The organism is Pseudomonas sp. G7(2022), assembly GCF_052660475.1.
Map to the genome: position 1 here is coordinate 265,859 of NZ_CP109659.1, position 26,673 is coordinate 292,531.

At 61.8% G+C, this 26,673-nt stretch carries 23 protein-coding genes; 6 read left to right on the top strand and 17 right to left on the bottom strand.

The annotated features are described in order from the left end of the window. The first annotated feature begins 87 nt into the window (after positions 1–87). Positions 88–2,340 (top strand): glycoside hydrolase, encoded by a 2,253-nt coding sequence (locus NE357_RS01135; RefSeq protein WP_169428375.1) that lies wholly within the window; start codon positions 88–90, stop codon positions 2,338–2,340. A gap of 3 nt (positions 2,341–2,343) precedes the next feature. On the opposite strand, the gene NE357_RS01140 is transcribed toward NE357_RS01135, so the two are convergent. The 12 genes from NE357_RS01140 to NE357_RS01195 form a co-directional block, all read right to left on the bottom strand. Continuing rightward, positions 2,344–2,970, bottom strand: a complete 627-nt coding sequence (locus NE357_RS01140; protein WP_169428376.1) for a class I SAM-dependent methyltransferase — start codon at positions 2,968–2,970, stop codon at positions 2,344–2,346. Positions 2,971–3,018: 48 nt separating this feature from the next. Then, positions 3,019–3,663 carry a methionine ABC transporter permease gene (locus NE357_RS01145; protein WP_065261159.1) on the bottom strand — a complete coding sequence of 215 codons (645 nt, stop codon included), beginning with the start codon at positions 3,661–3,663 and terminating at the stop codon, positions 3,019–3,021. Next, positions 3,653–4,777 (bottom strand): methionine ABC transporter ATP-binding protein, encoded by a 1,125-nt coding sequence (locus NE357_RS01150; protein ID WP_169428377.1) that lies wholly within the window; start codon positions 4,775–4,777, stop codon positions 3,653–3,655. The genes NE357_RS01145 and NE357_RS01150 overlap by 11 nt, the downstream gene beginning before the upstream one ends. A 2-nt stretch (positions 4,778–4,779) precedes the next feature. Continuing rightward, positions 4,780–5,589, bottom strand: a complete 810-nt coding sequence (locus NE357_RS01155; RefSeq protein ID WP_169428378.1) for a MetQ/NlpA family ABC transporter substrate-binding protein — start codon at positions 5,587–5,589, stop codon at positions 4,780–4,782. A 13-nt stretch (positions 5,590–5,602) separates the two neighbouring features. Next, entirely contained in the window at positions 5,603–6,967 is a 1,365-nt protein-coding gene (locus NE357_RS01160; protein ID WP_169428379.1) for an LLM class flavin-dependent oxidoreductase, read from the bottom strand. Further along, positions 6,967–8,160 (bottom strand): SfnB family sulfur acquisition oxidoreductase, encoded by a 1,194-nt coding sequence (locus NE357_RS01165; protein WP_169428380.1) that lies wholly within the window; start codon positions 8,158–8,160, stop codon positions 6,967–6,969. The genes NE357_RS01160 and NE357_RS01165 overlap by 1 nt, the downstream gene beginning before the upstream one ends. A 24-nt stretch (positions 8,161–8,184) precedes the next feature. Then, positions 8,185–9,426 carry an SfnB family sulfur acquisition oxidoreductase gene (locus tag NE357_RS01170; protein WP_169428381.1) on the bottom strand — a complete coding sequence of 414 codons (1,242 nt, stop codon included), beginning with the start codon at positions 9,424–9,426 and terminating at the stop codon, positions 8,185–8,187. A 209-nt stretch (positions 9,427–9,635) separates the two neighbouring features. Continuing rightward, positions 9,636–10,400, bottom strand: a complete 765-nt coding sequence (locus NE357_RS01175) for a hypothetical protein (RefSeq protein WP_169428382.1) — start codon at positions 10,398–10,400, stop codon at positions 9,636–9,638. Between the two features lie 472 nt (positions 10,401–10,872). Next, entirely contained in the window at positions 10,873–11,622 is a 750-nt protein-coding gene (tcyN, locus tag NE357_RS01180) for an L-cystine ABC transporter ATP-binding protein TcyN (protein WP_169428383.1), read from the bottom strand. Between the two features lie 4 nt (positions 11,623–11,626). Then, the gene (gene tcyL / locus NE357_RS01185; RefSeq protein WP_169428384.1) at positions 11,627–12,292 is read right to left on the bottom strand and encodes a cystine ABC transporter permease; all 666 of its coding nucleotides are present in this window, start codon (positions 12,290–12,292) and stop codon (positions 11,627–11,629) included. Then, the gene (gene tcyJ, locus NE357_RS01190) at positions 12,292–13,092 is read right to left on the bottom strand and encodes a cystine ABC transporter substrate-binding protein (protein WP_169428385.1); all 801 of its coding nucleotides are present in this window, start codon (positions 13,090–13,092) and stop codon (positions 12,292–12,294) included. The genes tcyL and tcyJ overlap by 1 nt, the downstream gene beginning before the upstream one ends. A 297-nt stretch (positions 13,093–13,389) precedes the next feature. Next, positions 13,390–14,394: a D-cysteine desulfhydrase gene (locus NE357_RS01195; protein ID WP_169428386.1), complete on the bottom strand. Its 1,005-nt coding sequence runs from the start codon at positions 14,392–14,394 to the stop codon at positions 13,390–13,392. A gap of 191 nt (positions 14,395–14,585) precedes the next feature. Between NE357_RS01195 and epsC the strand changes: the two genes are divergently transcribed. Further along, entirely contained in the window at positions 14,586–15,512 is a 927-nt protein-coding gene (gene epsC, locus NE357_RS01200; protein ID WP_169428387.1) for a serine O-acetyltransferase EpsC, read from the top strand. A gap of 288 nt (positions 15,513–15,800) precedes the next feature. After that, on the top strand, positions 15,801–17,762 hold the full coding sequence (betT, locus tag NE357_RS01205) for a choline transporter BetT (RefSeq protein WP_169432581.1): 1,962 nt from the start codon (positions 15,801–15,803) through the stop codon (positions 17,760–17,762). 24 nt (positions 17,763–17,786) lie between these two features. Here the strand turns inward: betT and NE357_RS01210 are convergent, their stop codons facing one another. Together NE357_RS01210 and NE357_RS01215 are read right to left on the bottom strand one after the other, a co-directional pair. Next, complete coding sequence (locus NE357_RS01210) at positions 17,787–18,047, bottom strand: hypothetical protein (protein WP_169428388.1); 261 nt, start codon at positions 18,045–18,047, stop codon at positions 17,787–17,789. Positions 18,048–18,111: 64 nt separating this feature from the next. Next, entirely contained in the window at positions 18,112–19,149 is a 1,038-nt protein-coding gene (locus NE357_RS01215) for a LacI family DNA-binding transcriptional regulator (protein ID WP_169428389.1), read from the bottom strand. A gap of 206 nt (positions 19,150–19,355) precedes the next feature. Here NE357_RS01215 and NE357_RS01220 point away from each other — a divergent pair, with 206 nt between their 5' ends. Genes NE357_RS01220 through mgrA form a run of 3 tightly spaced genes read left to right on the top strand, consistent with a single transcriptional unit; the run spans position 19,356 to position 23,979 of the window. Beyond that, a complete protein-coding gene (locus NE357_RS01220) occupies positions 19,356–21,581 on the top strand; it encodes a TonB-dependent receptor (protein WP_169428390.1) in 2,226 nt (741 codons plus the stop codon). 1 nt (position 21,582) lies between these two features. After that, a complete protein-coding gene (locus tag NE357_RS01225; RefSeq protein WP_169428391.1) occupies positions 21,583–22,902 on the top strand; it encodes an LLM class flavin-dependent oxidoreductase in 1,320 nt (439 codons plus the stop codon). A gap of 39 nt (positions 22,903–22,941) precedes the next feature. Continuing rightward, complete coding sequence (mgrA, locus tag NE357_RS01230; protein ID WP_169428392.1) at positions 22,942–23,979, top strand: L-glyceraldehyde 3-phosphate reductase; 1,038 nt, start codon at positions 22,942–22,944, stop codon at positions 23,977–23,979. Positions 23,980–24,139: 160 nt separating this feature from the next. Here mgrA and tauD read toward each other — a convergent pair whose 3' ends face one another. Genes tauD through tauB form a run of 3 tightly spaced genes read right to left on the bottom strand, consistent with a single transcriptional unit; the run spans position 24,140 to position 26,670 of the window. Further along, positions 24,140–24,982, bottom strand: coding sequence for a taurine dioxygenase (gene tauD / locus NE357_RS01235; protein ID WP_169428393.1), 843 nt, complete (start codon positions 24,980–24,982; stop codon positions 24,140–24,142). 57 nt (positions 24,983–25,039) lie between these two features. Further along, positions 25,040–25,879: a taurine ABC transporter permease TauC gene (gene tauC, locus NE357_RS01240; RefSeq protein ID WP_169428394.1), complete on the bottom strand. Its 840-nt coding sequence runs from the start codon at positions 25,877–25,879 to the stop codon at positions 25,040–25,042. Further along, the gene (gene tauB / locus NE357_RS01245) at positions 25,876–26,670 is read right to left on the bottom strand and encodes a taurine ABC transporter ATP-binding subunit (protein WP_169428395.1); all 795 of its coding nucleotides are present in this window, start codon (positions 26,668–26,670) and stop codon (positions 25,876–25,878) included. Before tauB ends, tauC begins: the two co-directional genes overlap by 4 nt. Positions 26,671–26,673 lie beyond the last annotated feature (3 nt).

Genomic DNA, 26,673 nt, shown 5'->3' on the forward strand with positions numbered 1-26,673 from the left:
CGCTTGTTACATATTTGCGAAGGGCCTGACTTACAGCGTCGGCGTATTCGGTTAACGTCCCTTCTCCTTTGGGAGAAGGGACGTCTGATGCTGACCGTTACTTGCTGGCTGCGCGCGCTATTGCTGATTGCCGGTTTATGCCTGTCGTCCCTGTCCTGGGCCGACACGCTATTGGAAAACTCGCTGTGGCGCGTTCAGCTCGATCCGGCAACGCTGGCTGTCCATATCACCCCTGCGGGCCGTGAGACGGTGCTGGCGTCGACGGGAATTGCCCCGCACAAGGTCAGTCAGTTGAGCAAGCGCAACAACCGCCTCGACTGGCAATGGGATGACGGAGCCTGGTCCCTCAGCGCCACGCTCGATGAGCGTGATCTGTCCTTCTCGATCACGGCGCGTGAGCCCGCAGAACTGGAATTTCTGCGTCAGCCCGCCCGCGCGATGGGCAAGGGGCTGATTTGGCCTCTGGCCGAGGGGCACTACGTGCCGCGCGGCGATCCGGTGTGGCAGGCATTTCTGTTGAATCAGGGTGAATTCAATACCACTCAGGACCTGAGTTTGCCGCTCTGGGGCGTTGAACATGACGGATTCAGCCTGCACTGGCTGATGACCAATCCCTACAACAATCGGCTGCTGTTCAGTGCCCAAGGCAAGGCGTTGGCACTGTCGGCCCGGCATCGCTTCACTTCACTCGATCCATCGGCGCCATTGACGTTCACCCTGTTCTTGGGGGTGGCCGACCCGTTGGCCGGCGCCAAACGCTACCGGCAGTGGCTGATCGATAACGGGCGCTATGAAACCTTGACCAGCAAATTCCTGAAAACACCTGAGGCGAAGCGGCTGTCGGGCGCCAGTCATCTGTACTTGTGGGGCAACGACCTGCTGGGGGCCAAAGATGTGCGCAGTTGGCCCATGCTGCTCGACATCTTGCGCGGTGGTGGCTCGCTGGCCAGTGGCCTGAAAGCGGGAATGGATCGTGAGGCGTTGCAGATCCTGGCCACTGGCGGGGAGTTGAACCGTTATCAGAAAACCGTACTTTTGCGCGGTCTCAATCACGCCCTGAATACCCTGGCGCGCAAGACCTGGCAGGCCCGGGCCGTGCCGGACATGCGGGCGCTGGTCAACGGTTACGCCGACGTGCGCGCACAAGTGGCAGCCGACCTCGGTGAGGCGCTGACCCCCGAACCCGAGCGCTGGGGCAGCACGTTTTCGCTGGATACGATCAAGCAATTACAGAACGCCGGGCTGTCCCGTTTGTGGTTGGGACTGGGTGAGGGCTGGGAGGGCGGACTCTGGCACCCCGAGACGATCAAGGCAGGCGTGGCGGCGGGCTATCTGATCGCACCGTACGATTCCTATGAAACGGCGCTGAGCCGTGGTGAGAATCCTGATTGGACCACCGCACATCTGGGGGACAGGGCAAATCTCGAGTGTGCAATCGTGAAGAGCGACGGAACGCTGAAAAGCGGCTTCCAGCAATCGGGGCATTACACCGACCCTCGCTGCGTGCGGCAGCTGCTTGAGCAACGGGTCGCGGCCATTCGCGACGCCGCCGGTTTCAACAGCTGGTTTCTCGATGCCTATGCCACCGGCATGCTGTTCGACAGCTACCGTCCCGGGGCAACGATGACCCAGGCACAGAATGCCGAAGGCAACATCGGGGCATCACGCTGGATCAATGAAGTGCTGAAGCTGCCCGCCGGCTCGGAGGATGGCAACGCAACGACCGCGCGAGGCGTGCTGCTCGCCCATGGCATGCAGACGCCGGTGATCGGTTGGGGCGACGTTGAAATGAGCAAGAAAACCGAATCCAGGTACTTTGCAGGCAAGTGGTATCCGCCGGAGCAGCCAGAGGTTTTCTTCAAACCTGTGCCGATCAAAGAGTCGTTGCGGCGTATTCACTTTGATCCGGCCAGCCGTTTGCCGTTGTATCAGGCGGTGTTCCATGGCTCGGTGATCACGTCCCACCATTGGCTGTTCGATAGCCTGAAACTGACCAATGTACGGGCGGACAACGAACTTGCGCAGTTGCTCTACAACGTTGCGCCGCTGTATCACCTCAGTGTCGACACGCTTGCGCAGCGATTGCCGCAGATTGCCCGTCAGGATGCGTTCTTCCGGCCTTTGCATGAACGTCTGGCGGCCCAGGCGCTCACCGGTTTCGAATGGATGAGCGAAGATCGGCTGGTGCAGCAGACAGCCTTTGAAGACGGCACGCAATTGCTGGCCAACTTTGATGTGCAGGCGCACGAGGTACAGGGGCAGATCCTTCCCGGGCGGAGCATCACGGTGCGCTCGCCGGAGAGTGCACCTGCCTTGTATCAGGTTGAGACAGGGCCCTGAGTCTCAGATCTTGCGCCAGACACTCGCCAGCCAAGGCTGTTGCTCACGCGGCAGCCCCGTCGGCCGGTAGTAATGCTCCAGCTCGACGAACCCGGCAGCGGTCAACAATCCGCGCCAGGCTTCAAGATCGTGATACGAGCCGTAACGCGGCCCGTTCCAGCCTTCACGGTTATCCCCGCGCGGGTTGGAACTGAACAGCACGCCGCCCGGTTTCAATGTCCCGTGCAACTGCTTCAAGACTCGTGGCAATTCCTGCAACGGCACATGAAACAGCACCGCATTGGCGAAGATGCCGTCGAAGCGTTCTGGCGGCAGATCCAGCTTCAGGAAATCCTGGCACCACACTTCACAGCCACTGTCCTCCCGAGCCATCTGCGCGAATTTTTCCGCACCGTCGAGGCCGACGGCTATGTGACCCATCCGTGTGAAAGTCTGCAAATCCCGACCCGGTCCGCAGCCGAAATCGAGGATGGAAAACGGCGCGTCACCCTGGATGTGGCGCAGCAGGGCGTCGATGTTCTGGCTGACATCGTGATCGCGGGTGCCTTCACGAAAGTCCTCGGCCACTGAGTTGTAGTGGCCGAGGGTGGTGGAGGTGATCTGTTCCAGATCGGTGGGGGTCTGTTTCATGGTCGGGCTGCGCTGGCAATGGATGTTGCCGACTATACGCCATGCAGTTCAGCGCTTGTTCAACCCACGCGCCAGACGATCGCCGCCCAGCTGAATCACCGCCACCAGCGCCACCAGCAGCACGATCACGGTCAGCATGATCTGACTGTCGAAACGTTGATAACCATAGCGATAGGCGATGTCACCCAGTCCGCCGGCGCCAATCGCTCCAGCCATCGCCGAGGAGTTGATCATCGTCACCAGCGTAATGGTGAACCCGCCAACGATGCCCGGCAGCGCTTCGGGCAACAGCACGTGCCAGACGATATGCCAGCGTCGGCAGCCCATGGCTTGCGCGGCTTCGATCAAACCGTGGTCCACCTCGCGCAGGCTCACTTCGGCGATCCGCGCAAAAAACGGCGTGGCCGCGATGGTCAGCGGCACAACGGCGGCCCATACGCCGTAGGTGGTGCCGACGATCAGCCGGGTGAACGGGATCAGCGCGACCATCAGGATCAGGAACGGAATCGAGCGAAACAGGTTCACGAATGCACCCAGAGCGCGGTTCAGAACTGGCGCTTCATAGATCCCGCCCTTGTCGCTGGTGACCAGAATCACCGCCATCGGAATCCCGGCGAGCAACGCGATCAGCGACGACACGCCGACCATCAGAAACGTATCGATGAAACCCTGCAGCAAGCGATCAAACCACATAGCCCAGCACCTCCGTGCGTTGCGCCCATTGGCCGGCACGCTGACGCAATTCCTCGGCGTTCAGCTTTGATCCCGCCACTGCCAGCAACAGTTGCCCTAGCGCGTGGCCCTGAATCCGTTCCACACCGCCCTGGAGCAATTTCACCCGGCCACCAAGCGCGGCGAACAGCGCGGCCAGATCCGGTTCATCCTGCTGGCGGCCGGTGAACTGCAAACGCAGCACCACGGCCGCATCGGACGACGACGGTTGCGCCTGCAAACGGCTTTGCAACTCTTCGGGCAAGGCGTGTTGCAACGGCGCGAGCAAGGTCTGGCTGACCTCGTGTTGCGGGTTGCCGAACACTTCCCAGACCGGGCCTTGTTCGACGATGCGGCCATGTTCCAGCACGACGACGCGGTCGCAGATTTCCCGGATCACCGCCATCTCGTGAGTGATCAGCACGATGGTCAGGCCCAGGCGTTTGTTGATCTCGCGCAGCAGGCCGAGGATCGACTGGGTGGTTTCCGGATCCAGCGCCGAAGTGGCTTCGTCACACAGCAGAATGTCCGGGTCATGCACCAGCGCGCGGGCGATGCCGACACGCTGTTTCTGCCCGCCGGACAGCTGCGCCGGATAGGCCTTGTGCTTGGCTTGCAGGCCCACCAGCTCCAGCAGTTCGCGAACCTTTTTCTCCCGTTGCTCCTTCGGGACACCGGCGACTTTCAGCGGCAGCTCGACGTTCTGCCACACCGTTTTTGCCGACATCAGATTGAAGTGCTGGAAGATCATGCCGATCCGCCGGCGCAGGGCTACGAGGCGATCCTCGTCGTACTCGCCGATGTCCACCTGATCGATCAGCACCCGACCCGAGGTCGGTTGTTCGAGGCGGTTGATGGTGCGGATCAGCGACGACTTGCCGGCGCCGCTGCGGCCGATGATGCCGAACACTTCACCGCGCTGGATCGCCAGGTCGATGCCTTGCAGGGCTGCGACCGGGCCTTGCTTGCCGTCATAGGTTTTGCCGAGCCCGACGAAACGCACATGGGCGCGGTTCAGCTCGGGATGCAGTTCGGTGCGCTCTGCGAGCGCGGGTGGCTCTGGAAGATCCAGTCGCCGTTGAATGGCTGCGGTCATCCTCAGCTTTCCCAACCGGCCTGGTACAGCTTGCCATGGGCCTTGTCCAGCGCGGCGCGAACGGCCGGCGAATGCTGGTAGATGTCGACGAACTTGATCAGGCGCGGATCGGTTTTGCTTTTGGGCTGGATCACGAACTGGATCACGTATTCCTTGTGGTCGAGGCCGTCGAACAGCAGCGCGGAACCTGCGTCGAAGGTCTTCGCCAATCGGATGTAGGCCGGGTAGCCCTGGACCAGATCAGCGTCATCGTAGGCGCGCACCAGTTGCACGGCTTCGACCTGGAGGATCTTGATCTTCTTCGGGTTGGCGACGATATCGTCTTCGGTGGCCTTGTAGCCGACGCCCGGTTTCAACGTGATCAGACCGGCCTTGGCCAGCAGTTGCAGGCCGCGTCCGCTGTTGATCGGGTCGTTGGCGATGGCGACGCTGGCGCCCTCAGGCAACTCATCGAAGCTTTTGTATTTCTTCGAGTACAGGCCGACGTTGTTGATGATCCCCGGGGCAAACGGCACCAGGTCAAAACCGGAAGCAGCCTTGGCGTTTTCCAGGAACGGGATGTGCTGGAAGTAGTTCACGTCGATGTCACCGGCGGCGAGGCTGACGTTGGGCGCGATCCAGTCGGTGAACTCCACCAGTTCGACTTTCAGGCCTTGTTTGGAGGCTTCTTCGACGGCAGCTTCCAACGGAATCGCGAAGGCGGCGGTGGTGCCGATTTTCAACGGCGCGTCGGCGGCGAAAATGGCCGAGCTGAACAGGCCGAAGGCCAGGGCCAGTGCTTTGACTGGGTGGGACAGGAGCTTCTTGGTCATGGTGGTTTTCCAGTCAGTGCGAGGAGGTGTGTCGGTAGTGGGCGCCCGTGTGTTGCTGCGGCAAGTGCGCTTCGCCGTGAAACAGTTTTTCCCGCAGGCTGCCGGTGTCGTACGCGGTCTTGTACGAGCCGCGCCGTTGCAGTTCCGGAATCACCAGATCGATGAAATCCACATAGCTTTCCGGGGTGACGATGCGGGTCAGGTTGAAGCCGTCGAGACCGGTTTCGGCGATCCACGATTCCAGCTCATCCGCCACTTGCTGCGGGGAGCCGACCACGGTGATGTAGCGCCCGCCCAGAGCGTGCTGGTCGAGTAACTTGCGGCGGGTCCAGTCGTTGTTCTGCAAGTTCTTGGTGGCGGACTGGATCGCGTTGCTCTTCACGTACTGGATCGGCTCGTCGATTTCGTACTGGGAAAAATCGATCCCGGTGGAGGCCGAAAAATGCGCCACGCCCGCTTCGGCGCTGGCGTAGCTCAGGTATTCGGCGTGCTTGGCCCAGGCCGCTTCCTCGGTCTCGCCGACGATCACGTTGAGGCCCATGAACACCTTGATGTCCTCGGGATTGCGCCCGGCTTCGACGGCGCTGGCACGGACCTTGTCCACCTGCACTTTGGTCGACGGTTTGTTCTGGCCACTGATGAACACGCACTCGGCATGGCGTCCGGCGAACAGCAGACCCCGATCCGAACTGCCGGCCTGGAACAGCACCGGCGTGCGCTGCGGCGACGGCTCGCACAGGTGATAACCCTCGACCTGATAGAACTCGCCCTTGTGCTCGACCTTGTGCACCTTGTCCGGCTGCGCGTAGATCCGTTGCTGCGGATCGTTGAGCACCGCACCGTTTTCCCAGCTGCCTTCCCAGAGTTTGTAGAGCACTTCGAGGTACTCGTCGGCCTGGTCGTAACGCCGGTCATGCTCGACCTGCTCACTCAGGCCCATGGCCTTGGCGGCGCTGTCCAGATAGCCGGTGACGATGTTCCAGCCCACCCGCCCACGGCTCAGGTGGTCGAGGGTCGACATGCGTCGGGCGAACAGATACGGCGGCTCGTAGGTGAGGTTGGCGGTCAGGCCGAAGCCGAGGTTTTTGGTCACCGCGGACATCGCCGATACCAGCAGCAACGGATCGTTGACCGGCAGCTGGATCGACTCTTTCAACGTGACGTCAACCGAGTTCTGGTAGACGTCGTACACGCCGACGATGTCGGCGATGAACAGCCCATCGAACAGCCCGCGCTCCAGCAATTGCGCCAGTTCGGTCCAGTACTCGATGGTCTTGTATCGGGTCGAGGTGTCGCGGGGATGCGTCCACAACCCGTGGTTGATGTGGCCGATGCAGTTCATGTTGAACGCATTGAGCAGGATCTTTTTCTTGCTCATCAGATGGTCCCTCGCAGCGGAGGGTTTTCATCGTTGAGGTAGTAATTGCCCACCGCGTGATACTTCCAGCGTACTGGATCGTGCAGGGTGTGCACCCGGGCGTTGCGCCAGTGACGGTCGAGGCCGTGCTCGATCAGGGTGGCCTGGCTGCCGGCCAGTTCGAACAACGTGCTGCCGGCGGCCAGGGAGATTTCAGTGCTGATCGCCCGCGCTTCGGCGACGGCAATCGAGGCTGCTGCAACCGTCTCGGCGTTGGTCTCGGCCTGGGCCGCGTCGAGGAATTCGCCGGCGCGTTCGAGAAGGGCTTCGGTGGCGTGCAGGCGGATACTCAGGTGGCCGAAGCTTTTGAGTGTCAGCGGGTCTTCGGTGGCCTTGTCATTCCCCGAATCGATCCATGGACGGGTCTTGCTGCGTACGAAGTGCAGCGCATCTTCGAAGGCGGCGCGGGCGATGCCGGTGTCGATGGCGGCGTGGAGGATCTGCGCCAGCGGGCCGACCGGGGTCGGGCGTTCGAAAGCACTCTGGAACGGGATGACATCTTCGGCGGCGACATACACGTCTTCGAACACCACCGAGCCGCTGCCGGTGGTGCGCTGACCGAAGCCGCTCCAGTCGTCGATCACGGTCAGGCCTTTGCTGTCACGCGGGACGAAGGCCAGTTGCTGCACGCCGTTTTCATCGACCACGGACGTTGGAATCCGTTGGGCGTAAATGGCACCGGTTGCATAGAACTTGCGGCCGTTGATGCGATAGCCGCTGCCGTCGCGTTTGAGGCTGGTGACACGGTCGTGGGCGGTCCTGGTGCCCAGTTCCGCCAGAGCATTGCCGAAGCGCTGACCAGCGAGGACTTCAGCGTAGAGACGTTGTTTCTGCTCGTGGCTGCCGTTTACCCGGAGCACTTCGAGGGCATAGAAATGGTTCTGTGGAATCTGCCCGAGCGAGCCATCGGCCCGGGCGATCAGGGCGATGACTTTGGCCAGCGTCACGTTGGACACGCCGGCGCCGCCGTACTCCTTGGGCACGCTGATGCCCCACAGGCCGGAGCGGGAAAACACGTCGAGTTCCGGCAGCGGCAGGCGTCGTTCGCGGTCGCGCAGGTTGCTGTCGCGCTGGAAGTCTTCGGCCAGGTCACTGGCCACGATCAGGGCTTGCTCGTCGCTGGTGATGACCGCGACGGGATGGGAAAAGGTCATAGGTTTTCTCCAGATGTCTGGTCGTCAGATCCAGGAATGGCGAGCCGGCAACTTGCCGTTGAGGCGCCAGGCGCCGACCGCGTGGTACTTCCAGCGCACCGGGTCGTGCAGGGTGTGCACCCGGGCGTTGCGCCAGTGACGGTCGAGGTTGAATTCGGCGAGGGTGGCGCGGCTGCCGGCCAGTTCGAAAAGCTTTTCGCTGGCCAGCAGCGAGATCTCGGTGGTCAGCACCTTGGCTTCGGCGACGGCAATCGACGCGCGGGCGGCGGATTCGGCGGTGAGTGGTGCGGCGTGCACCTGATCCAGCACTTGCCCGGCCTTGCGCAGCAGCGCCTCGGCGGCGTGCAGTTCGATTTTCAGTTTGCCGATGTCGGCGATCACGTAGAGATCGTCGCTGGCGCGTTCGACCTTGGCATCGATCCACGGCCGGGCGCGGGTCTTGACGAATTCGATGGCGTCATCGATGGCGCCGCGGGCGATGCCGGCGTCGATGGCCGCTTGAATCAGCTGCGACACCGCGCCTTGGGTATTGGGCTTTTCGTTGATCTTCCAGTTGTCCACCACAAGGCCAGCGTCGACTCGCACGTTGTGCAGCAGGATCGTTCCGCTGGCGGTGGTGCGCTGGCCGAAACCGGACCAGTCATCGACGATGCGCAGACCCGGTGTGCCACGGCGGACGAAGGCCAGCACTTGCTTGCCGTCATCGTTGAGTGCCTTGACCGCGACCCAGTGGGCGAACAGTGCGCCGGTGGAATAGAACTTCTGGCCGTTGATCACGTAGTCATCACCATCGGCGGTGATGCGCGCTTTCAGTTCCAGGGTGTCCTTGGTGCCGCGTTCCGGCCCGGCGTTACCGATGCGCCAGCCTTCGAGCACACTCTGCAACAGCTGCTGTTTCTGCGCTTCTGTGGCGCTGCCGAGGATCAGGTTGATGATGCCGAACTGGTTCTGCGGGATCTGCCCCAGTGCCGGGTCGGCCGCGGAAATGATCGCGAACACCTCGGCCAGGGTGACGAAGGAAACCTGCGGCCCGCCGTACTCGCGCGGGATGGCAATACTGCCCAGGCCGCTGCGGGTGAATTGCTCGATTTCTGCCCACGGCAGCTTGCGCTGACGGTCGCGTTTGGCGGCCTGCACGCGGGCGACTTGCGCCAGTTCATGTGCAGCCTGGATGGCTTGAGCGTCGTTGCGCAGCACTTGTGCGGGCAACAACAACGGGGCGATGTCCAGATCACTCTGGACGTTTGCGTCTGCCAGACTGGACATCAGTGCCACTCCTTGGCTGCACGCAATGCCCTGGCGATCCGCACTGGGGTGATTGGGTTCCGGACCATGTTACCTACCTCACATCTCATGAAAAACGCCGCAAAAGTGCGGCGAACGAAAGAATGTCCGGTGGTCCGGTTCATATACCCTAAGCGCGTATAAAATTTAAATAAACTAACTTTTAGGAATATGCATAGAAGATCGAAAGCTCACTCGACTTTGCGCTCCGCGGCCATGGGAATTTGCCTCAAGGGCACTTTCAGATAAGGATTCACGCAGCCAATCTTCAGGGTGCGTGGCGGCGCCCAGCGCGAGTTGTTGCCCACTCGATCAATGACGCAGTAAGTCACATCCAGTCGCAGGTCTTCGCCCGCTTCAACGATGATTGCCGGCGGCACCCAGACCTGGATTCCCTGGCCGACATCGGCTTGCGTGACAGGGGGCAGATCCATCCGCGCATCACCCCAGCGCAGAGTGATTTCGTCGCCTTCGGCCATGTTCAGGTAAGGCTCGATGGTCAGAGGGACGCCGCGCTTGATCTGACTCGGGTTGACCCCGCGCCGGCGGATGACGTCTGGAAGGCTGACCGGCAGCAGATACTGATTTTCTTCCTCGCATCCCGGCGCAGGTTGCCCGCCCGGGCAGTCGAGCTTGACCTCAAACCGGGCGCTGGGCGACAAGGTCGGGTTTCTTCCGACCTGCATGACCCGGTAATGCACGCAGGGTGAACCGTTGACAATGAAGCTCTCGGGTACCCGCAGGCAAATTGTGCTTCCGACATCCCCGGCATTCAGCACGCGGGAAGCGACGTAGCAGCCATCCCAGAACAGCTCGATCAAGTCGCCGCTGTCCATCTCGTCATACGGTTCGATTTCGAGCGACAGGTTGGCGGCCGCCATGAGGTTGATTCCGGTGCCATGGGTTTGCTCCAGGGCCGGCGGTGCCAATTTCGGGATGATTGAAATGCAGGTCATCGGTTTCTCTCCTTGAAGTCTTGCAGCGAAGTCCGTTTTCGAAAGAACGAATGGCGTGTATTACCCGGCAATAAAACTTTGGAGTCTCGTACAAGTTATAAAGGAACTTGTTGAACTAGCGTTTGCCGGTTGATGACTAGATAAGAGTTCGCCGGAAGAGGTGTCAAGCGAGCGGATTAGTTAATCCGTGAATTACCAGTTAATCAGAAACGTCCTACGTTGTTATAGCAATAGGACTAGGCGTGACAAGGAACCTGGCTACAGGTTTTGGCGGTTTTCAGCGTGTTTCGTCGGGTGCTCTTGTGAAGCGAGGAATCAACGAGCGACGAATTTTACGCACGGTGAAGTTGTTGCAGGACATATATATTTGCTGTCGTCGCAGGAGGGGGTTGTTTATGTTTTGAGGGGATTTGCATGTCTGGCGAAATATCACTTCCATCCGTGGAAGTGAGCGGTTTGCACTTTTCAGTGCTCAGCCGTTGTTGCGGAACTTGCTGAGAAACTGTCGCGTGCGTTCTTCTTTCGGATTGGCAAACAACGCCTTGGCTTCGCCTTGCTCGACGATCACGCCTTTATCGAAAAACACCACGCGGTTGGCCACGTCACGGGCAAATGCCATTTCGTGGGTGACGATAACCATGGTGCGTTTTTCTTCGGCCAGACCGCGAATGGTCGCCAATACTTCGCCCACCAACTCGGGGTCGAGGGCCGAAGTCGGTTCGTCGAACAGGATCACTTCCGGTTCCATCGCCAGCGCCCGGGCAATCGCCACGCGCTGTTGCTGGCCGCCGGACAGGCGCCGTGGGTAGGCGTCTTCCTTGCCCGCCAGGCCGACCTTGGCCAGCAGCTTCTTGCCCAGGGCAATGGCTTCGTCGCGAGGCGTCTTCTTGACCACGATCGGGCCTTCGATGACGTTTTCCAGGGCGGTGCGGTGGGGGAACAGGTTGAAGTTCTGGAACACAAAACCCACATGCTGGCGCAGGTTGCGCACCAAGCTTTGCTGCTGGTTCAGCGGGCGGCTGGTATCGATCTCGATCTCGCCGACCTTGATCCGGCCGCTGGTGGGTTCCTCAAGGAAGTTCAGGCAGCGCAGGAACGTGGTCTTGCCCGAGCCGCTGGGCCCGATGATTGCCACGACCTCGCCTTCTTTCACTTCCAGATCAATGCCGTTGAGCACGACTTGACCCTTGAACTGCTTCGTCAGTTTTTCCACGACAATCATGGGGTCAGGACTCCTGGTCGTGCCGATTGACCCGCGCTTCCAGCTTGTTCTGGAAGTGCGACAGCACCGTGGCCAGAATCCAGTAGATCAGCGCGGCGGCAAGATACATGGTGAAGACTTCGAAAGTCCGGGCGGTAATCAGCTGCGCCTGACGGAACAGCTCCGGCACCTGAATGGTGGCGGCCAGTGCGGTGTCCTTGACCAGTGAAATGAAGCTGTTGCCCAGCGGCGGCAACGCCGTGCGCATGGCCTGCGGCAGGATGGCCCGGCGCAGGGTCTGCGCGCGGGTCATGCCGATGCTCGCAGCGGCTTCCCACTGGCCGCGTTCGATCGAACCGATCGCGGCACGCAGGATTTCACAGGCGTAGGCGGCCATGTTCAGCGAGAAGCCGATCAGCGCCGCCGGCAGCGGGTCGAGTTCCATGCCCAATTGCGGCAAGCCGTAATAGATCACGAACAGTTGCACCAGCAACGGCGTGCCGCGAAAGAACGACACGTAGATGCGGGCCAGCCAGCTGACCGACTTGAAGCGCGACAGGCGCATCAACGCCAGGCCAAAGCCCAGCAGCAGGCCGAAGAACATGCCGCCCAGGCTAAGGATTACCGTGTAGTACGCGCCCTTCAACAGGAAGGGCGCGGAGTCCAGTGCGAGTTGGAAAGCTTCTTCCATTATTGGGTGACGTCAGCGTTGAAGTATTTCGTGGACAGCTTCTCAAGGGTGCCGTCGGCGCGCAGTTCGTCGAGGGCCTTGTTCACGGCAGCCAGCAGTTCAGGCTCGCCTTTGCGCAGGGCAATACCGGCTTCCTGACGCGAGAAGGCTTCACCGGCAGCCACGGTTTTCGGCGCTTTCTTGGCGTATTCCAGCGCAGCGAGACGGTCGATCAGAATTGCGTCGGTACGGCCGTTGTTCAGGTCGGCGAACTTGGTCGGATCATCGTCGTAGGTGCGAACGTCGGCACCCGGCACGTTGGCGCGGACCCACTGTTCGTAGTTGGTGCCCAGACCCACGCCGACTTTCTTGCCGGACAGGTCGGCCGCGGATTTGATGTTCAGCGCGGCTGCCTTGTCTTTCAGCACCAGCGCCTGAATCCCGGACACGGTGTACGGTTCGGAGAAGTCATACTTCTTCTTGCGCTCGTCGGAGATGGTCACCTGATTGACCACGACGTCCAGACGCTTGGATTCCAGGGCTGCGAGGATGCCGTCCCATTTGGTCGGCTGGATCTTGGCCTTGACGCCCAGCTTCTTGGCCAGGGCTTCGGACAGTTCGACTTCGAAACCCGACAGCTTGCCGTCGGCATCGACGAAGCTGAACGGTGGGTAAGTGCCTTCCAGGCCGACGTTGATAACGCCTTTTTCCTTGATCTGTTGCAGTTGCTCACCGGCAACGGCGCTGCTGATCAGGCCGGCGCTCAGTGCCAGGCCCAGCGAACCTACCAGCAGATTTCGACGTAGTGCGGAAAAAATCATGACAAGCCCCTGTGTTTTCTTATGGAAGACGCTTAAGGAAAGTTGGCGAATCCGGGAATTGGACGACAGCGCTATCCTGCCTTAAAGCAGCTTATGCGTCTCTCGCGAAATTCGCCTGCGGCGAGACTATATGACGGTTTTTTTAGAATGGAAAATAATGAATTTTCTTTTTGTTATTCTTAAATTGAATATGTGTTTTTGAGATTCCGAACGTTCCCAAACGCTGCGTGGGAGCGTCCCGGGCTGCATTCCCACGCAGAGCGTGGGAACGAGCGCTGCAGTATGCGCGTCGACCTACTACAGAAAGTCCTTGTACGCGAACAACGCCGGGGCACCGCCGGTGTGCAGGAAGATGATCGGGCCGTCGTCGAAACGCCCGCGCCCGATGCCGTCGAGCAGCCCGGCCATGGCCTTGCCGGTGTAGACCGGATCCAGCAGCACCGCGTCCTGGCTGGCCAGCAGTTTCACCGCCGACAGTGTCCCGGCATTCGGCTCGCCGTAACGCGGGCCGAAATATTCGTCCCACAACTCGACCTTGAAACTCTCCGGCAGCGCCACGCCCAGCAGATCGGCGGTGCGTTCGGCCAGGCCTTGCACTTTCGGGCGCTGATCTTCTTCGCTGCGCGAAACCGTCACACCGATCACCGGCAGTTGCGGCAGCGCTTCGCTCAAGGCCAGGGCCAGGCCGCTGTGAGTGCCAGCGCTGCCCGAGGCCAGCACCACGGCAGAAAATTGCAGGCCGGTGTCCTTGATCTGTTCAGCCAGCTCCAGACCGGCGCGTACGTAACCCAGCGCGCCGAGGGCGTTGGAGCCACCGATCGGCACCAGATACGGCTTCTTGCCGTTGCTGCGCAGGCGCACGGCGAGGGCCGCCAGTTGCTCGTCGGCGTTGTCGAGGTTGTCGACCAGCTCGACCTTGGTGTCGAACAGATCCAGCAGCAGGCGGTTGCCGTTGCCGGTGTAATTGACGTCGTCGGTGCCCAGCGGGTTTTCCAGCAGGGCTACGCAGCCCAGACCCAGTTTTGCGGCCAGCGCAGCGGTCTGGCGAACGTGGTTCGACTGCAGTGCGCCGGCGGTGATCAGGGTGTCCGCGCCTTGGGCGAGGGCATCGGCGGCGAGGTATTCGAGCTTGCGCAGCTTGTTGCCGCCCATGGCCAGTGGCGTCAGGTCATCGCGTTTGATGTAGACATCGCGACCGAGCCAGGTGGACAGGCGCTCGAGCTTTTCCAGTGGGGTCGGTTGGCCGAGCAGGTCGAGGCGATTAAAGCGGTCCAGCTGTTGTTTGATCGGTTGTGTGGACATGGTTCCGTACTGATGCAAGGAGATGTCAGGACTATAGGCACGCCGATTTACCGGGGGCAACCGTCATTCGCTTATAGCCAAATGTGCTTAGGCCAGCACTATCGGTTCTTAATTCGCATCCGATGCGTTGCCGTAAAGTAGTGGCCGTTGACGCGGCCAGACAGTCCGGCCGCCCGTGAGGAGTCTTTACCGTGAGCGAGCGTTCCAGCCATTGGCAATTGCAGACCATCGTCAGCCAACTGCGTACCGCCCGGGATCAATGGCGTACGCAAAATGGCCGCGCCAGCGGCGAGCAGGGCGGACGCGAGCTGCCGTCCCGTGATGCGATGGCGCAGATTCTCGAAGCCTTGTGCGGCGCGTTGTTCCCGATGCGTCTGGGGCCGGTGGACCTGCGTGAAGAGAGCGAGGATTTTTACGTCGGCCACACCCTTGATGTCGCGTTGAATGCATTGCTGGCGCAAGCACGACTCGAACTGCGTTACGTCGCCCGTCACAGTGCCCGGGACGACAGCGAAGTCGAGACACAGGCCATCAGGATCATTCAGGATTTCGCTCTGGCGCTGCCAGGCCTGCGCAGCCTGCTCGACACCGATGTGCTGGCCGCGTATCACGGCGATCCGGCGGCGCGCAGCGTCGATGAAGTGCTGCTGTGCTATCCGGGGATTCTGGCGGTGATTCACCATCGCCTGGCGCACCATTTGTATCGTGCAGGCCTGCCCCTGCTGGCGCGGATCAGTTCGGAAATCGCCCACTCGGCAACCGGCATCGATATTCACCCTGGCGCGCAGATCGGCCGCAGCTTCTTCATCGACCACGGGACCGGAGTAGTGATCGGCGAGACCGCGATCATCGGCGAGCGCGTCAGGATTTATCAGGCGGTGACCCTCGGCGCCAAACGCTTCCCGGCGGACGAGGACGGTCAGTTGCAAAAGGGTCACCCACGCCATCCGATCGTCGAGGACGATGTGGTGATTTACGCCGGCGCGACGATTCTGGGGCGGATCACCATCGGCAAAGGCTCGACCATCGGCGGCAATGTGTGGCTGACCCGCAGCGTGCCGGCGGGGTGCAACCTGACCCAGGCCAACCTGCAGCATGATGACGGGACGCAGAAGTAACGCTTGCACCTGATCGTTCCTGCGCAACGCGGGAACGATCGCTCTCACTAAAGCGTCATACCCCCTCTTCAGCTAGCGTACGAAAGGTACCGCTGAGCCCTGCGATTAGTCCTGAGCGTGCTATCCATGTTTAACTTGAACGTTCATTCAAGTTAAACCGGTAGCTCGCTGCCCGCTCACAACAGGAGGCTTGCCTTTGCTGAGTCCGATCATTTCAGCCATTTTCCAACCCCTTGAGGTGCACCGTTCATGAGTGCATCGTCTACCCCCGCCAGCGGTCTGGTACGCATGAATCCGCCGGTGTTCTGGTTCGCCGCAACGGTGATTCTGCTCTTTGGCCTCGTTGTCATTGCCGTGCCGGAACAGGCCGGTGCCTGGCTTCTTGAAGCGCAAAACTGGGCGGCCAATACGGTCGGCTGGTACTACATGCTCGCGATGACCCTGTATCTGGTCTTCGTGGTGGTCACCGCGTTATCGGGCTACGGCAAGATCAAACTCGGTGCCGACCACGACGAACCCGAATTCAGTTACCTGTCCTGGGCCGGCATGCTGTTTGCCGCCGGGATCAGCATCACGCTGTTTTTCTTCTGTGTATCCGAACCGCTGACCCACATGCTCCAGCCGCCGCAAGGCGAGGCCGGCACGGCGGATGCGGCGCGTCAGGCGATGCAGATTCTGTTTCTGCACTGGGGCCTGCACGGCTGGGGCGTGTTCGCCTTTGTCGGCATGGCACTGGCGTATTTCGCTTATCGGCACAACCTGCCGCTGGCCCTGCGTTCGGCGCTGTATCCGCTGATCGGCAAGCGCATCAACGGGCCCATCGGCTACGCGGTCGATGGCTTCGGCATCATCGCCACGGTGTTCGGCCTCGGTGCGGACATGGGCTTCGGCGTGCTTCATCTCAACTCGGGTCTGGACTACCTGTTCGGCATCGCCCACACCCAGTGGATTCAGGTCGGCCTGATCACGCTGATGATGGGCGCGGCGATCATCGTCGCCGTTTCCGGCGTAGATAAGGGCGTGCGGGTCATGTCCGACATCAACATGCTGCTGGCCTGTGCGCTGCTGCTGTTCGTGTTGTTCGCCGGTCCTACCCAGCATTTGCTCAACACCCTGATCCAGAACCTCGGTGACTACCTCGGCGCGTTGCCGATGAAGAGTTTCGACCTCTACGCCTACGACAAACCAAGCGACTGGCTCGGCGGCTGGACGGTGTTCTACTGGGCCTGGTGGATTGCATGGTCGCCGTTCGTGGGCCTGTTCATCGCACGGATTTCCCGTGGCCGGACCATCCGCGAATTCGTCTTCGGCGTGCTGTTGATCCCGCTCGGTTTCACCCTGGCGTGGATGTCGATCTTCGGCAACAGCGCCATCGATCAGGTGCTCAATCACGGCATGTCGGCACTGGGCATGTCGGCCCTCGACAATCCGTCGATGACCCTTTACCTGCTGCTGGAAACCTACCCGTGGAGCAAGACCGTCATCGCGGTGACGGTGTTTATCAGCTTCGTGTTCTTCGTCACCTCCGCCGACTCCGGCACCGTGGTGCTCTCGACCCTGTCGGCCAAGGGCGGCAATCCGGATGAAGACGGGCCGAAATGGCTGCGGGTGTTCTGGGGTGCGATGACTGCACTGGTGACCAGCGCACTGCTGTTCTCCGGCAGCATCGATGCGCTGAAGTCGGCGGTGGTGCTGACCTCGTTGCCGTTCTCGCTGATTCTGCTGCTGATGATGTGGGGGCTGCACAAGGCGTTCTATCTGGAGTCGCAGAAGCAGATCGCGCAACTGCATTCGCTGGCCCCGGTGTCCGGCTCCCGGCGTGGCAAGGGTGGTTGGCGACAGCGCCTGAGTCAGGCTGTGCACTTCCCGTCGCGGGACGAGGTGTACCGCTTCATGGACACCACGGTGAAACCGGCCATCGAAGAAGTGACGGCGGTGTTTGTCGAAAAGGGGCTGAATGTCGTGACGCAACCCGATCCGGCCCACGACAGCGTCAGCCTGGAAATCGGTCACGGCGAGCTGCACCCGTTCATCTATCAGGTGCAGATGCGCGGCTACTTCACGCCGTCATTCGCCCGTGGCGGCATGGGTTCCAAGCAGCTCAATAATCGCCGCTACTACCGCGCCGAAGTGCATCTGAGCGAGGGCAGTCAGGACTACGATCTGGTCGGTTACACCAAAGAGCAGATCATCAACGACATCCTCGACCAGTACGAGCGGCACATGCAGTTCCTGCATCTGGTGCGTTGATCGGAGCAGGGCGCCGGGACGGTTTCAGGTCTCGGCGCTCAGCACCATGAACAACACCATCGCAGCGATCGGCACGCCAAACACGGCACTGCCAATCGCAATCTCCGCCCCCAGCGGCTGCCCGGCGTGCACCACGCCGACCGCGCCATTGATCACCGTCAACGCCAGCCACAACGCTGCGAAACCGTAGGCCATGGTCTGTCGACTGAAGCCGATGCGCTCGCCGATATAGAGCATCAGCGCCAGCAGGATCAGGCCGAAGAAGATGATGATTGCGGTGTGCATGGTCGCGCCTGTGGAATGTGCGGTGTTACCTAGAGCATAGCCAAACCGGCCCACGCCATACTTGTCAGGTACTTTCCCGCTCTATGACCGTGCACTGCAGCAGATTCAACCGCTGCACCTCATCGCTCGGCAACACGCCCAGGCTTTCCAGCACTCGCGTCGCTGCCAGTACGCCGATCTCCAGCGCCGGTGGTTTGATGGTGCTCAGGCTGGGCAGCAGCATCTCGGCGAACGGGTAGTCGCCGAAGCCGAGGACGGCGCAGTCTTCGGGGATTTTGAGGCCGGCGCGTTGTCCGGCGAGCAGGCCGCCGGCGGCGAGGTTGTCGTTGGCGAAGAGGATGGCGTCCGGGCGCGGTGAGGCGCTCATCAGCGCTTCCATCGCTTGCTTGCCGGCTTCGAACGGGGCGCGATCGGCGTCGGGTGCGAATACCCACGGTTCGAGGCCCAACTCGCGGACGGTCGCTGCGTAACCGTCGCGGCGCTCCAGTGCGCTGAAGTCGCCGGGTGCGCTGTTTTGCACAAACGCGATCCGCCGATAGCCCTTGCCGTGCAAATAACGAGCGGCGCTGACCCCCACCTCGAAGTGCGAAAAGCCGATTTGCATCGGCTCGCGATCCGGCTGGTAATCCCAGGTTTCGATCACCGGGATATCCGCTTCGGCGAGCATCTTTTCCGTGCCCGCACTGTGGAAGTGACTGGTGACCACCAGCGCCGCCGGCGACCAGCCGAGGAACGCCCGCACGGCGTTTTCTTCCTGTTCAGTGCTGAAGTAACTCGAGGCCAGCAACAGCTGATAGCCGTGACGGCTGAGGGTGTCGCTGAAACCCTGAATGGTGTTGGCGAAGATCGGCCCGGAGATGTTCGGAATCACCATGCCGACGATTTTCCCCCGTGCCGAGGCGAGGCCGCCGGCCACCAGATTCGGCACATAACCCAGCTCGGCGACCACCGCCGCGATCCGTTCGCGGCGTTCGGGCGAGACCTGTTCCGGCTGGTTGAAGTAGCGCGACACGGTGATTGCCGAAACACCGGCCTGGCGCGCCACAGCGTTGAGGGTCACGCGACCGGCGCCACGGCGCTTGCGGGGCTTTTCTTCGCTCAAGGCTCGATCCTTCTTAAAAACCAAAACGCATATAAAAGTAATTTTTCAGTATTGGACGGTCTATGTCCGGCTTGCCAATACTGGCGATGTTAGCGCTAACAAAGCGCATTGTCTGCTACTCGCTCGAGCGAATGCCCAAGACACCGAGACAGGCGCTGTCGTCGCAGAACGGCAGCGGTTCAGGGCAACTTTTCGAGCGGGCACACATGCACAACATTCCTGGGGCGACACACAAACTGGCGCAATCGATCCGCGCTGCGGGCTGGCTACTCACCGGGCTGGCCGCGCTGCCGCTGCCGGCCGCGTTCGCCGCCGACAGCACCGATCAGGAGCCGACACTCAAGTCCGTCACGGTCACCGCCACCCGCCGCGAAGAGTCGCTGCAAAAGGTCCCGGTGCCGGTGTCGGTGATCGACGGCGAGCAGCTGGAACGCGACAACCGCAACAGCGTGGCGAGCATCGTCCAGCAAGTGCCGTCGCTGAATTTCCGCACCGGCGCATCGAACAAGGACACTTCGTTGTTCGTGCGCGGCGTAGGGACGATTTCCACCTCGCCGGGCGTCGAGCCGACCGTGGCCACGGTGATTGATGGCGTGGTTTATGCGCGTCCCGGCCAATCCACTCTGGATTTGCTGGACCTGGAACGCGTCGAGATTCTGCGCGGCCCGCAAGGCACGCTGTTCGGCAAGAACGCCTCGGCCGGCGTGTTGAACATCACCAGCAAGGCGCCGACCGCCGAGACCCACGGCTACATCGATCAGTCGTACTACAGCGGCAATGAAAGCCGCACCCGTTTCGGCATTGGCGGGAGCCTGATTCCGGACACACTCAAGGGGTCGATCAGCACCCTTTTCGGCACTTACGACGGCAATGTCGACAACAAGCACAACGGCCAGGAGGTCAACGGCTACAACCATCGCGGCGTGCGCGGCAAACTGGAATTCACCCCGAACGACGACGTCACCTTCACCCTGATCGCCGACTACATGCAGTCCCACGATGACGGCCCCAATGGCGTCGTCACCAAATCGTTGACCCCGGCCTTCGCCAATGCGCTAAGCCCGGTCAGCGCCACTCGCCACAACCGCGACATCAACACCGACACTCGCTCCCACGTCGAGGACACCAACAAGGGCCTGTCCGGCCAGCTCGACTGGCAACTGGGCGATTACACCCTGACCTCGATCACCGCGTGGCGTGGCTGGGACAACACTCAGTATCAGGACGGCGACCGCCTCGGTACGGTGACGGCCGCTTTCCCCGGCACGGCGGACAAGGGTGATCTGGCCTTCGACCAGTACTCGCAGGAGCTGCGTCTGGCCTCGCCCAAAGGCGAGTTCCTCGAATACGTCGGCGGTCTGTTCTACATGCACGGCAAGGATGACGAGACCTATCAACGCACGCTGACCACCACCACACGAACTGATCGCGGCGTCGCCGATTACAGCACCACCAGCGACAGCTACGCGGTGTTCGGTGAGAGCACGTTGAATTTCACTTCGGACTTCCGTGGCATCGCCGGCCTGCGCTACACCCATGACGATCTGGAATACGATCACCGTCGCGTTTCCACTTCCGCCACCACCGTCAGCGGTATTCAACCGGCCACCCGCAGCTCCGGTTCGGTGGATGAAGATGGCTGGTCCGGTCGGCTCGGTTTGCAGTACGACCTGAGCGATGCCGTCACCACTTATCTGACCTACTCGCGCGGCTACAAAGGCCCGGCCTACAACGTGTTCTTCAACATGCAGCCACGCGACACCGAAGCGCTGAAACCGGAAACCTCCAACACCTGGGAGGCGGGGATCAAAGCCTCAAGCTGGAACAATCGCCTGACCACCAACCTCGCGGTTTTCCACAGCGACTACGACAACTACCAAGCGAACTTTTTCGACACCGTCGCCGGGCAAGTCGTAACGCGCCTGATCAACGCCGGCAGCGTCAGCACCGAAGGCGTGGAAATCGATTACGCCTTGCAAGCGACCCAGCAACTGAAGTTTTCCGGCGCACTGGCCTACACCCGCGCCCGCATCGACCAGTTCGCCTGCCCGGCGGGTGCGGCGGCGTCGTGCAACGTCAACGGCAAGCCGCTGCCGTTCAGCCCGGACTGGAAAAGCTACGTGCGCGCCGACTACACGATCCCGCTGGATAACGGCCTGGATATCGAACTCGGCACCGACTACAGCTGGCAGAGCGAAGTGCAGTACGACATCAGCCAGAACGCCGACACCAAGCAGGGCGCCTACGGCCTCTGGAACGCCAGCGTCGCCCTGGCCGATTACAACAACGGCTGGCGCGTGGCGCTGCTCGGCAAAAACCTTACCGACAAGTCCTACTCGCCGTTGCTCGCCAGCGGTGGCAACTACATCTACCGCGCCGTGCCTCGCGACGACGAGCGCTACTTCGGCGTGCAACTGCGCAAGGACTTCTGAGATGAGCAGACAGCTGAAACTCGGCGCGTTCCTCATGGCCACCGGGCACCACGTCGCCGCGTGGCGTCATCCGGATGTGCCGGCCAACGCCGGGCTGGATTTCGCCCATTACAAACGCCTGGCGCAGATTGCCGAGGCGGCGAAGTTCGACACCTTGTTCGTCGCCGATAGCGTCGCTGCGCCAACCCAGGACATCGCCAGCCGCATGGCCCGTTCGGATCACTTCGAACCGCTGACGTTGCTCTCGGCCTTGAGCGCGGTAACCGAACACATCGGCCTGATCGCCACCGCTACCACCAGTTACAACGAGCCGTACCACGTGGCGCGCAAGTTCGCTTCGCTCGATCACCTGTCGGGCGGGCGAGCGGGGTGGAATCTGGTGACCTCGGACAACGCCGCCGAAGCGCAGAATTTCGGCCGCGACGAACACATCGGCCACGCCGAACGCTACAGCCGCGCCCGGGAGTTTCATCAGGTGGTCACCGGGCTTTGGGACAGTTGGCAGGATGATGCCTTCCTTCGCGACAAGGCCAGCGGTGCGTATTACGACCCGGAAAAACTGCACGTTCTGGATCACGTCGGTGAGCACTTCCGGGTCAAAGGCCCGCTGAATGTCGCGCGCTCGCCACAGGGTCAGCCGGTGATCGTGCAGGCCGGCTCGTCGGAAACCGGACGTGAACTGGCAGCGCAGACAGCCGAAGTGGTATTCACCGCGCAGACCTCACTGGCCAGCGCCCAGGCGTTTTACGCCGACCTCAAGGGCCGCTTGCCGAAATACGGACGCAGCGCCGATTCACTGAAAATCATGCCCGGCGTGTTCGTCGTGGTCGGGCAGACGGACGCCGAAGCGCAGGAAAAATGTGAAACGTTTCAGCAATTGGTCGAACCCGAGGTGGGCGTCGCCCTGCTTGGGCGTATGCTGGGCAACTTCGATCTGTCGAAGTACCCGCTGGACGGGCCGCTGCCGGATTTGCCGCTGACTGAAAGCGGCCAGCAGAGCCGGCAGAAACTGCTGACCGAACTGGCCGGCCGGGAGCATCTGACCCTGGCCGAACTGGGTCGCAGAATCGCCGGCGGTCGCGGGCATTACAGCGTCGTCGGCACCCCGGCGCAGATTGCCGACCGCTTGCAGGAATGGTTCGAGCAAGGCGCGGCGGACGGTTTCAACGTGCTGGTGCCGCACCTGCCCGGCGGGCTCGAAGACTTCGCCAACGGCGTGGTCCCGGAACTGCAACGGCGTGGGCTGTTCAGAACCGAATACGAGGGCCGGACCTTGCGCCAGAACCTTGGCCTCGCCAGGCCCGGCAACAGATTTGCGTAGCAATCGACACCCGATTCAAGACCGACAAGAGAGGATTCGATGACTTACACCGCTGCCGAAAACCGCTATGACTCCATCCCTTACCGCCGCGTCGGACGCAGCGGTCTGGTGCTGCCGGCGCTTTCCCTGGGCCTGTGGCACAACTTCGGCGACAGCACGCCGATCGACACCCAGCGCGCGTTGCTGCGCACGGCGTTCGACCTGGGCATCAACCACTTCGACCTGGCCAACAACTACGGCCCGCCCTACGGCAGCGCCGAGATCAACTTCGGTCGTCTGCTGCGCGAAGACTTCAAGCAATACCGCGACGAACTGATCATCTCCAGCAAGGCCGGCTGGGACATGTGGCCCGGCCCTTACGGCCAGGGCGGCGGCTCGCGCAAATACGTGCTGGCCAGCCTCGACCAGAGCCTGCAACGCCTGGGCCTGGACTATGTGGATATCTTCTATTCGCACCGCTTCGACCCGGACACCCCGCTGGAAGAAACCGCCAGCGCCCTCGCCACGGCGGTGCAGCAGGGCAAGGCGTTGTACATCGGCATCTCGTCGTACTCCGGGGTGAAAACCCGCGAAATCGCCGCGTTGCTCAAAGAGTGGAAAGTGCCGCTGCTGATCCACCAACCGGCCTACAACCTGCTCAACCGCTGGGTGGAAAAGGACCTGCTCGACACCACCGACGAGCTCGGCACTGGCGTGATTGCCTTCACCCCGCTGGCGCAGGGTCTGCTGACCGACAAATACCTCAACGGCGTGCCGGCGGATGCGCGGGTCAACCGTCCGGGCGGTGGTTCTTTGCAGGCTTCGCACTTGTCCGAGGCCAACATTGCTCACGTGCGGGCGTTGAATGAAATCGCCAAGCGTCGTGGCCAGAGCCTGGCGCAACTGGCATTGGCCTGGACGCTGCGCGATCCGCGGGTGACCTCGGCATTGATTGGCGCGAGCCGGCCGGAGCAGATTATCGAGAACGTCGGGGCGTTGAAGAATCTGAGCTTCAGTGCTCAGGAACTGGCGGAGATTGACCGGTTTGCCCAGGAGGGCGGGATCAATCTTTGGGAGAAACCATCGACGGCTGAATAAGTGACTGGCGCCGAAATATTCGGCGCCTGCTCTGACGCTTTCGCGGGCAAGCCCGCTCCCACAGGGGCCGAGTCGTACACAAAATCTGCGAACACAGCTGTCTTTGTGGGAGCGGGCTTGCCCGCGAAGAGGCCGGCTCAAGCACCAAAGAAATCGGGGCCTATTTAAAGAACGGCACATCTCCCAACACCGTAGCCCGCTGCATCACTCGCCGCGCCGGCCGGTAGTCATCCACCGCGTAATGCTGCGTCACGCGGTTGTCCCAGAACGCGATGTCGTCCTTCTGCCAGCGCCAGCGAATGGTGAATTCCGGCCGCGTCGCGTGGGCGAACAGAAACTTCAAAATCGCTTCGCTCTCGGTCTCCGACAGCTCATTGATCTTCGACGTGAACCCTTCGTTGACGAACAACGAACGGCGTCCGCTCACCGGATGAGTCCGAATCACCGGGTGCGACAGCGGTGGATTCTTGCGCCGCGCCTCTTCCCACTGCGCCAGTGCTTGCGGGGTGTTGCCGTAGCGCTCCAGCGGAAACGAACGGGTGAAGTCATGAGTCGCGGTCAGCCCTTCGAGCAGTGCTTTCATTGGCGCCGACAGCGCTTCATAGGCGGCGATCCCGCTGGCCCACAACGTGTCGCCACCGAACTCCGGCAACAGCTTGGCGCTGAGCACCGCGCCCATGGCCGGGGTCGGCAGGAAGGTCACGTCGGTGTGCCAGATCGCGTTGTCGCGCACGTCGGTGACGGCGGTGTCGAGGATCAGCACTTCCGGTTGTTCCGGTACGTTCGGGTAGATCGGGTGAATGTGCAGGTCGCCGAAATAGTGGGCGAAGCGCGCCTGCTGCGAAGGCTCGATCGGCTGATTGCGGAAGAACAGCACTTGATATTTGAGCAGCGCCTGCTCGATGGCGTCGCGCTGTTCCAGGTTCAGCGGCTGGCTGATGTCGACGCCGCTGATCTGTGCGCCGAGGGCCGAGCTTAACGGGGTGATGTTCAGGCTGCTCATGGTGGTTCTCTTCAATTCCGGGGCCCCGAAACTGTCGGGGTAGTCAGTGCTGAAAAATCAGTGGGCCTGGCCGTGCCACGGCACCAGTTTGCGTTGCAGGGCGCGCAGGCCCATCTCCATGGCGAAGGCGATCAGGGCGATGACCAGAATCCCCAGCACCACCACATCGGTGACCAGAAACTGCGCGGCCGACTGCACCATGAAGCCCAGGCCGCTGGTGGCCGCGATCAGTTCGGCGGCGACCAGCGTCGACCAGCCGACACCCAGGCCGATGCGCACACCGGTCAGAATGTCCGGCAGAGCACTTGGCAAAATCACATGGCGGATCAGTTGTGCGCGGGTGGCGCCCAGCGACTGCGCGGCGCGCAATTTGGCCGGGTCGACGGTGCGCACGCCAGTGGCGGTGGCAATCGCGATCGGAGCGAAAATCGCCAGGTAGATCAGCAGCACTTTCGACAATTCGCCGATGCCGCACCAGATCACGATCAGCGGCAGATACGCCAGTGGCGGAATCGGCCGGTAGAACTCGATCAGCGGATCGAGCACGCCACGGGCGATGCGGTTGGCGCCGATGGCAATGCCCACCGGCACGGCGGTCAGAATCGCAAAACCCAGGCCCAGGCCGATGCGGCTCAGGCTCGCGCCCAGGTGCTGCCACAACGTTGAATCCATGTAGCCCGTGGTCGCCAGCAACCAGCCTTTTTGCAGCACGGCGGACGGTGGCGGCAGGAACAGCGGTTCGATCAGGCCGGTGGCCGTCACGGCCCACCAGATCACCAGTAACGCGAACAGGGTCAGCAGGCTGATCCAGCGGGTGCTGAGGCTGCGGCGCACGGGAATCACCGCCGACGTGGCGGCAGGTTTCACGGCGGTGGCGGAAACGTCGTAACTGCTCATGCGCGCTCCTGCCGCTGAGCGGCGCTGCGTTGCGAGAACACTTTGGCGAGTACGTGTTCGCGGGTTTCGATGAAGCGCGGATCGGACTTGATCGACCGCGCCGATTCGCCGGCGGCGTAGCGCTTGCCGAAGTCGAGATGCAGACGCTCGACGATCTGCCCCGGATTCGGCGCCAGCAAAATCAGGTCAGTAGCGAGGAACACCGCTTCTTCAATGTCGTGGGTAATCAGGAACACCGGTTTGGCGGTGCGTTGCCAGACTTGCAGCAACAGCTCCTGCATCTGTTCGCGGGTAAAGGCGTCGAGGGCGCCGAAGGGTTCATCCATCAACAGCACGCGTGGGTCGGCGGCGAGGGCGCGGGCCAGGCCGACGCGCTGTTTCTGGCCGCCGGAGAGCTGCCAGATGCGACGGTGTTCAAAACCGGAAAGGTCGACCAGCGCGAGCATTTCCCGGGCGCGCTGTTCGCGTTTGTCCTTGGCCACACCGGCCAGTTCGAGACCGAAAGCCACGTTGGCCAGCACGTCCTGCCAGGGCAGCAGGGCGTCGTCCTGGAACACCACGCCGCGTTCGGCGCTCGGGCCTTTGACCGGTACGTTGTCGAGGGTGATGCGACCGGCGCTTGGTTCGACGAAGCCGGCAATCAGGTTCAACAGCGAAGTCTTGCCACTGCCGGAAGGGCCCAGGGCCACCAGCAATTGCTGAGGGCCGAGGGTCAGGGAAATGTCGGACAGTACCGGTTCCGGACTGCCGGGATACTGTGCGCTGATGCGCTCCAGCTGTAGCAAGGCCATCGC

Coding starts and splice junctions, on each gene's coding strand:
- NE357_RS01160 (WP_169428379.1), bottom strand. CDS start 6,967: ATGAGCAAGAAAAAGATCCTGCTCAATGCGTTCAACATGAACTGCATC.
- NE357_RS01225 (WP_169428391.1), top strand. CDS start 21,583: ATGAGCAGACAGCTGAAACTCGGCGCGTTCCTCATGGCCACCGGGCAC.
- NE357_RS01155 (WP_169428378.1), bottom strand. CDS start 5,589: ATGACCAAGAAGCTCCTGTCCCACCCAGTCAAAGCACTGGCCCTGGCC.
- NE357_RS01175 (WP_169428382.1), bottom strand. CDS start 10,400: ATGACCTGCATTTCAATCATCCCGAAATTGGCACCGCCGGCCCTGGAG.
- tauD (WP_169428393.1), bottom strand. CDS start 24,982: ATGAGCAGCCTGAACATCACCCCGTTAAGCTCGGCCCTCGGCGCACAG.
- tauB (WP_169428395.1), bottom strand. CDS start 26,670: ATGGCCTTGCTACAGCTGGAGCGCATCAGCGCACAGTATCCCGGCAGT.
- NE357_RS01165 (WP_169428380.1), bottom strand. CDS start 8,160: ATGACCTTTTCCCATCCCGTCGCGGTCATCACCAGCGACGAGCAAGCC.
- NE357_RS01135 (WP_169428375.1), top strand. CDS start 88: ATGCTGACCGTTACTTGCTGGCTGCGCGCGCTATTGCTGATTGCCGGT.
- NE357_RS01220 (WP_169428390.1), top strand. CDS start 19,356: ATGCACAACATTCCTGGGGCGACACACAAACTGGCGCAATCGATCCGC.
- NE357_RS01170 (WP_169428381.1), bottom strand. CDS start 9,426: ATGTCCAGTCTGGCAGACGCAAACGTCCAGAGTGATCTGGACATCGCC.
- NE357_RS01210 (WP_169428388.1), bottom strand. CDS start 18,047: ATGCACACCGCAATCATCATCTTCTTCGGCCTGATCCTGCTGGCGCTG.
- betT (WP_169432581.1), top strand. CDS start 15,801: ATGAATCCGCCGGTGTTCTGGTTCGCCGCAACGGTGATTCTGCTCTTT.
- tauC (WP_169428394.1), bottom strand. CDS start 25,879: ATGAGCAGTTACGACGTTTCCGCCACCGCCGTGAAACCTGCCGCCACG.
- NE357_RS01140 (WP_169428376.1), bottom strand. CDS start 2,970: ATGAAACAGACCCCCACCGATCTGGAACAGATCACCTCCACCACCCTC.
- tcyN (WP_169428383.1), bottom strand. CDS start 11,622: ATGATTGTCGTGGAAAAACTGACGAAGCAGTTCAAGGGTCAAGTCGTG.
- NE357_RS01195 (WP_169428386.1), bottom strand. CDS start 14,394: ATGTCCACACAACCGATCAAACAACAGCTGGACCGCTTTAATCGCCTC.
- NE357_RS01145 (WP_065261159.1), bottom strand. CDS start 3,663: ATGTGGTTTGATCGCTTGCTGCAGGGTTTCATCGATACGTTTCTGATG.
- mgrA (WP_169428392.1), top strand. CDS start 22,942: ATGACTTACACCGCTGCCGAAAACCGCTATGACTCCATCCCTTACCGC.
- tcyJ (WP_169428385.1), bottom strand. CDS start 13,092: ATGATTTTTTCCGCACTACGTCGAAATCTGCTGGTAGGTTCGCTGGGC.
- NE357_RS01150 (WP_169428377.1), bottom strand. CDS start 4,777: ATGACCGCAGCCATTCAACGGCGACTGGATCTTCCAGAGCCACCCGCG.
- tcyL (WP_169428384.1), bottom strand. CDS start 12,292: ATGGAAGAAGCTTTCCAACTCGCACTGGACTCCGCGCCCTTCCTGTTG.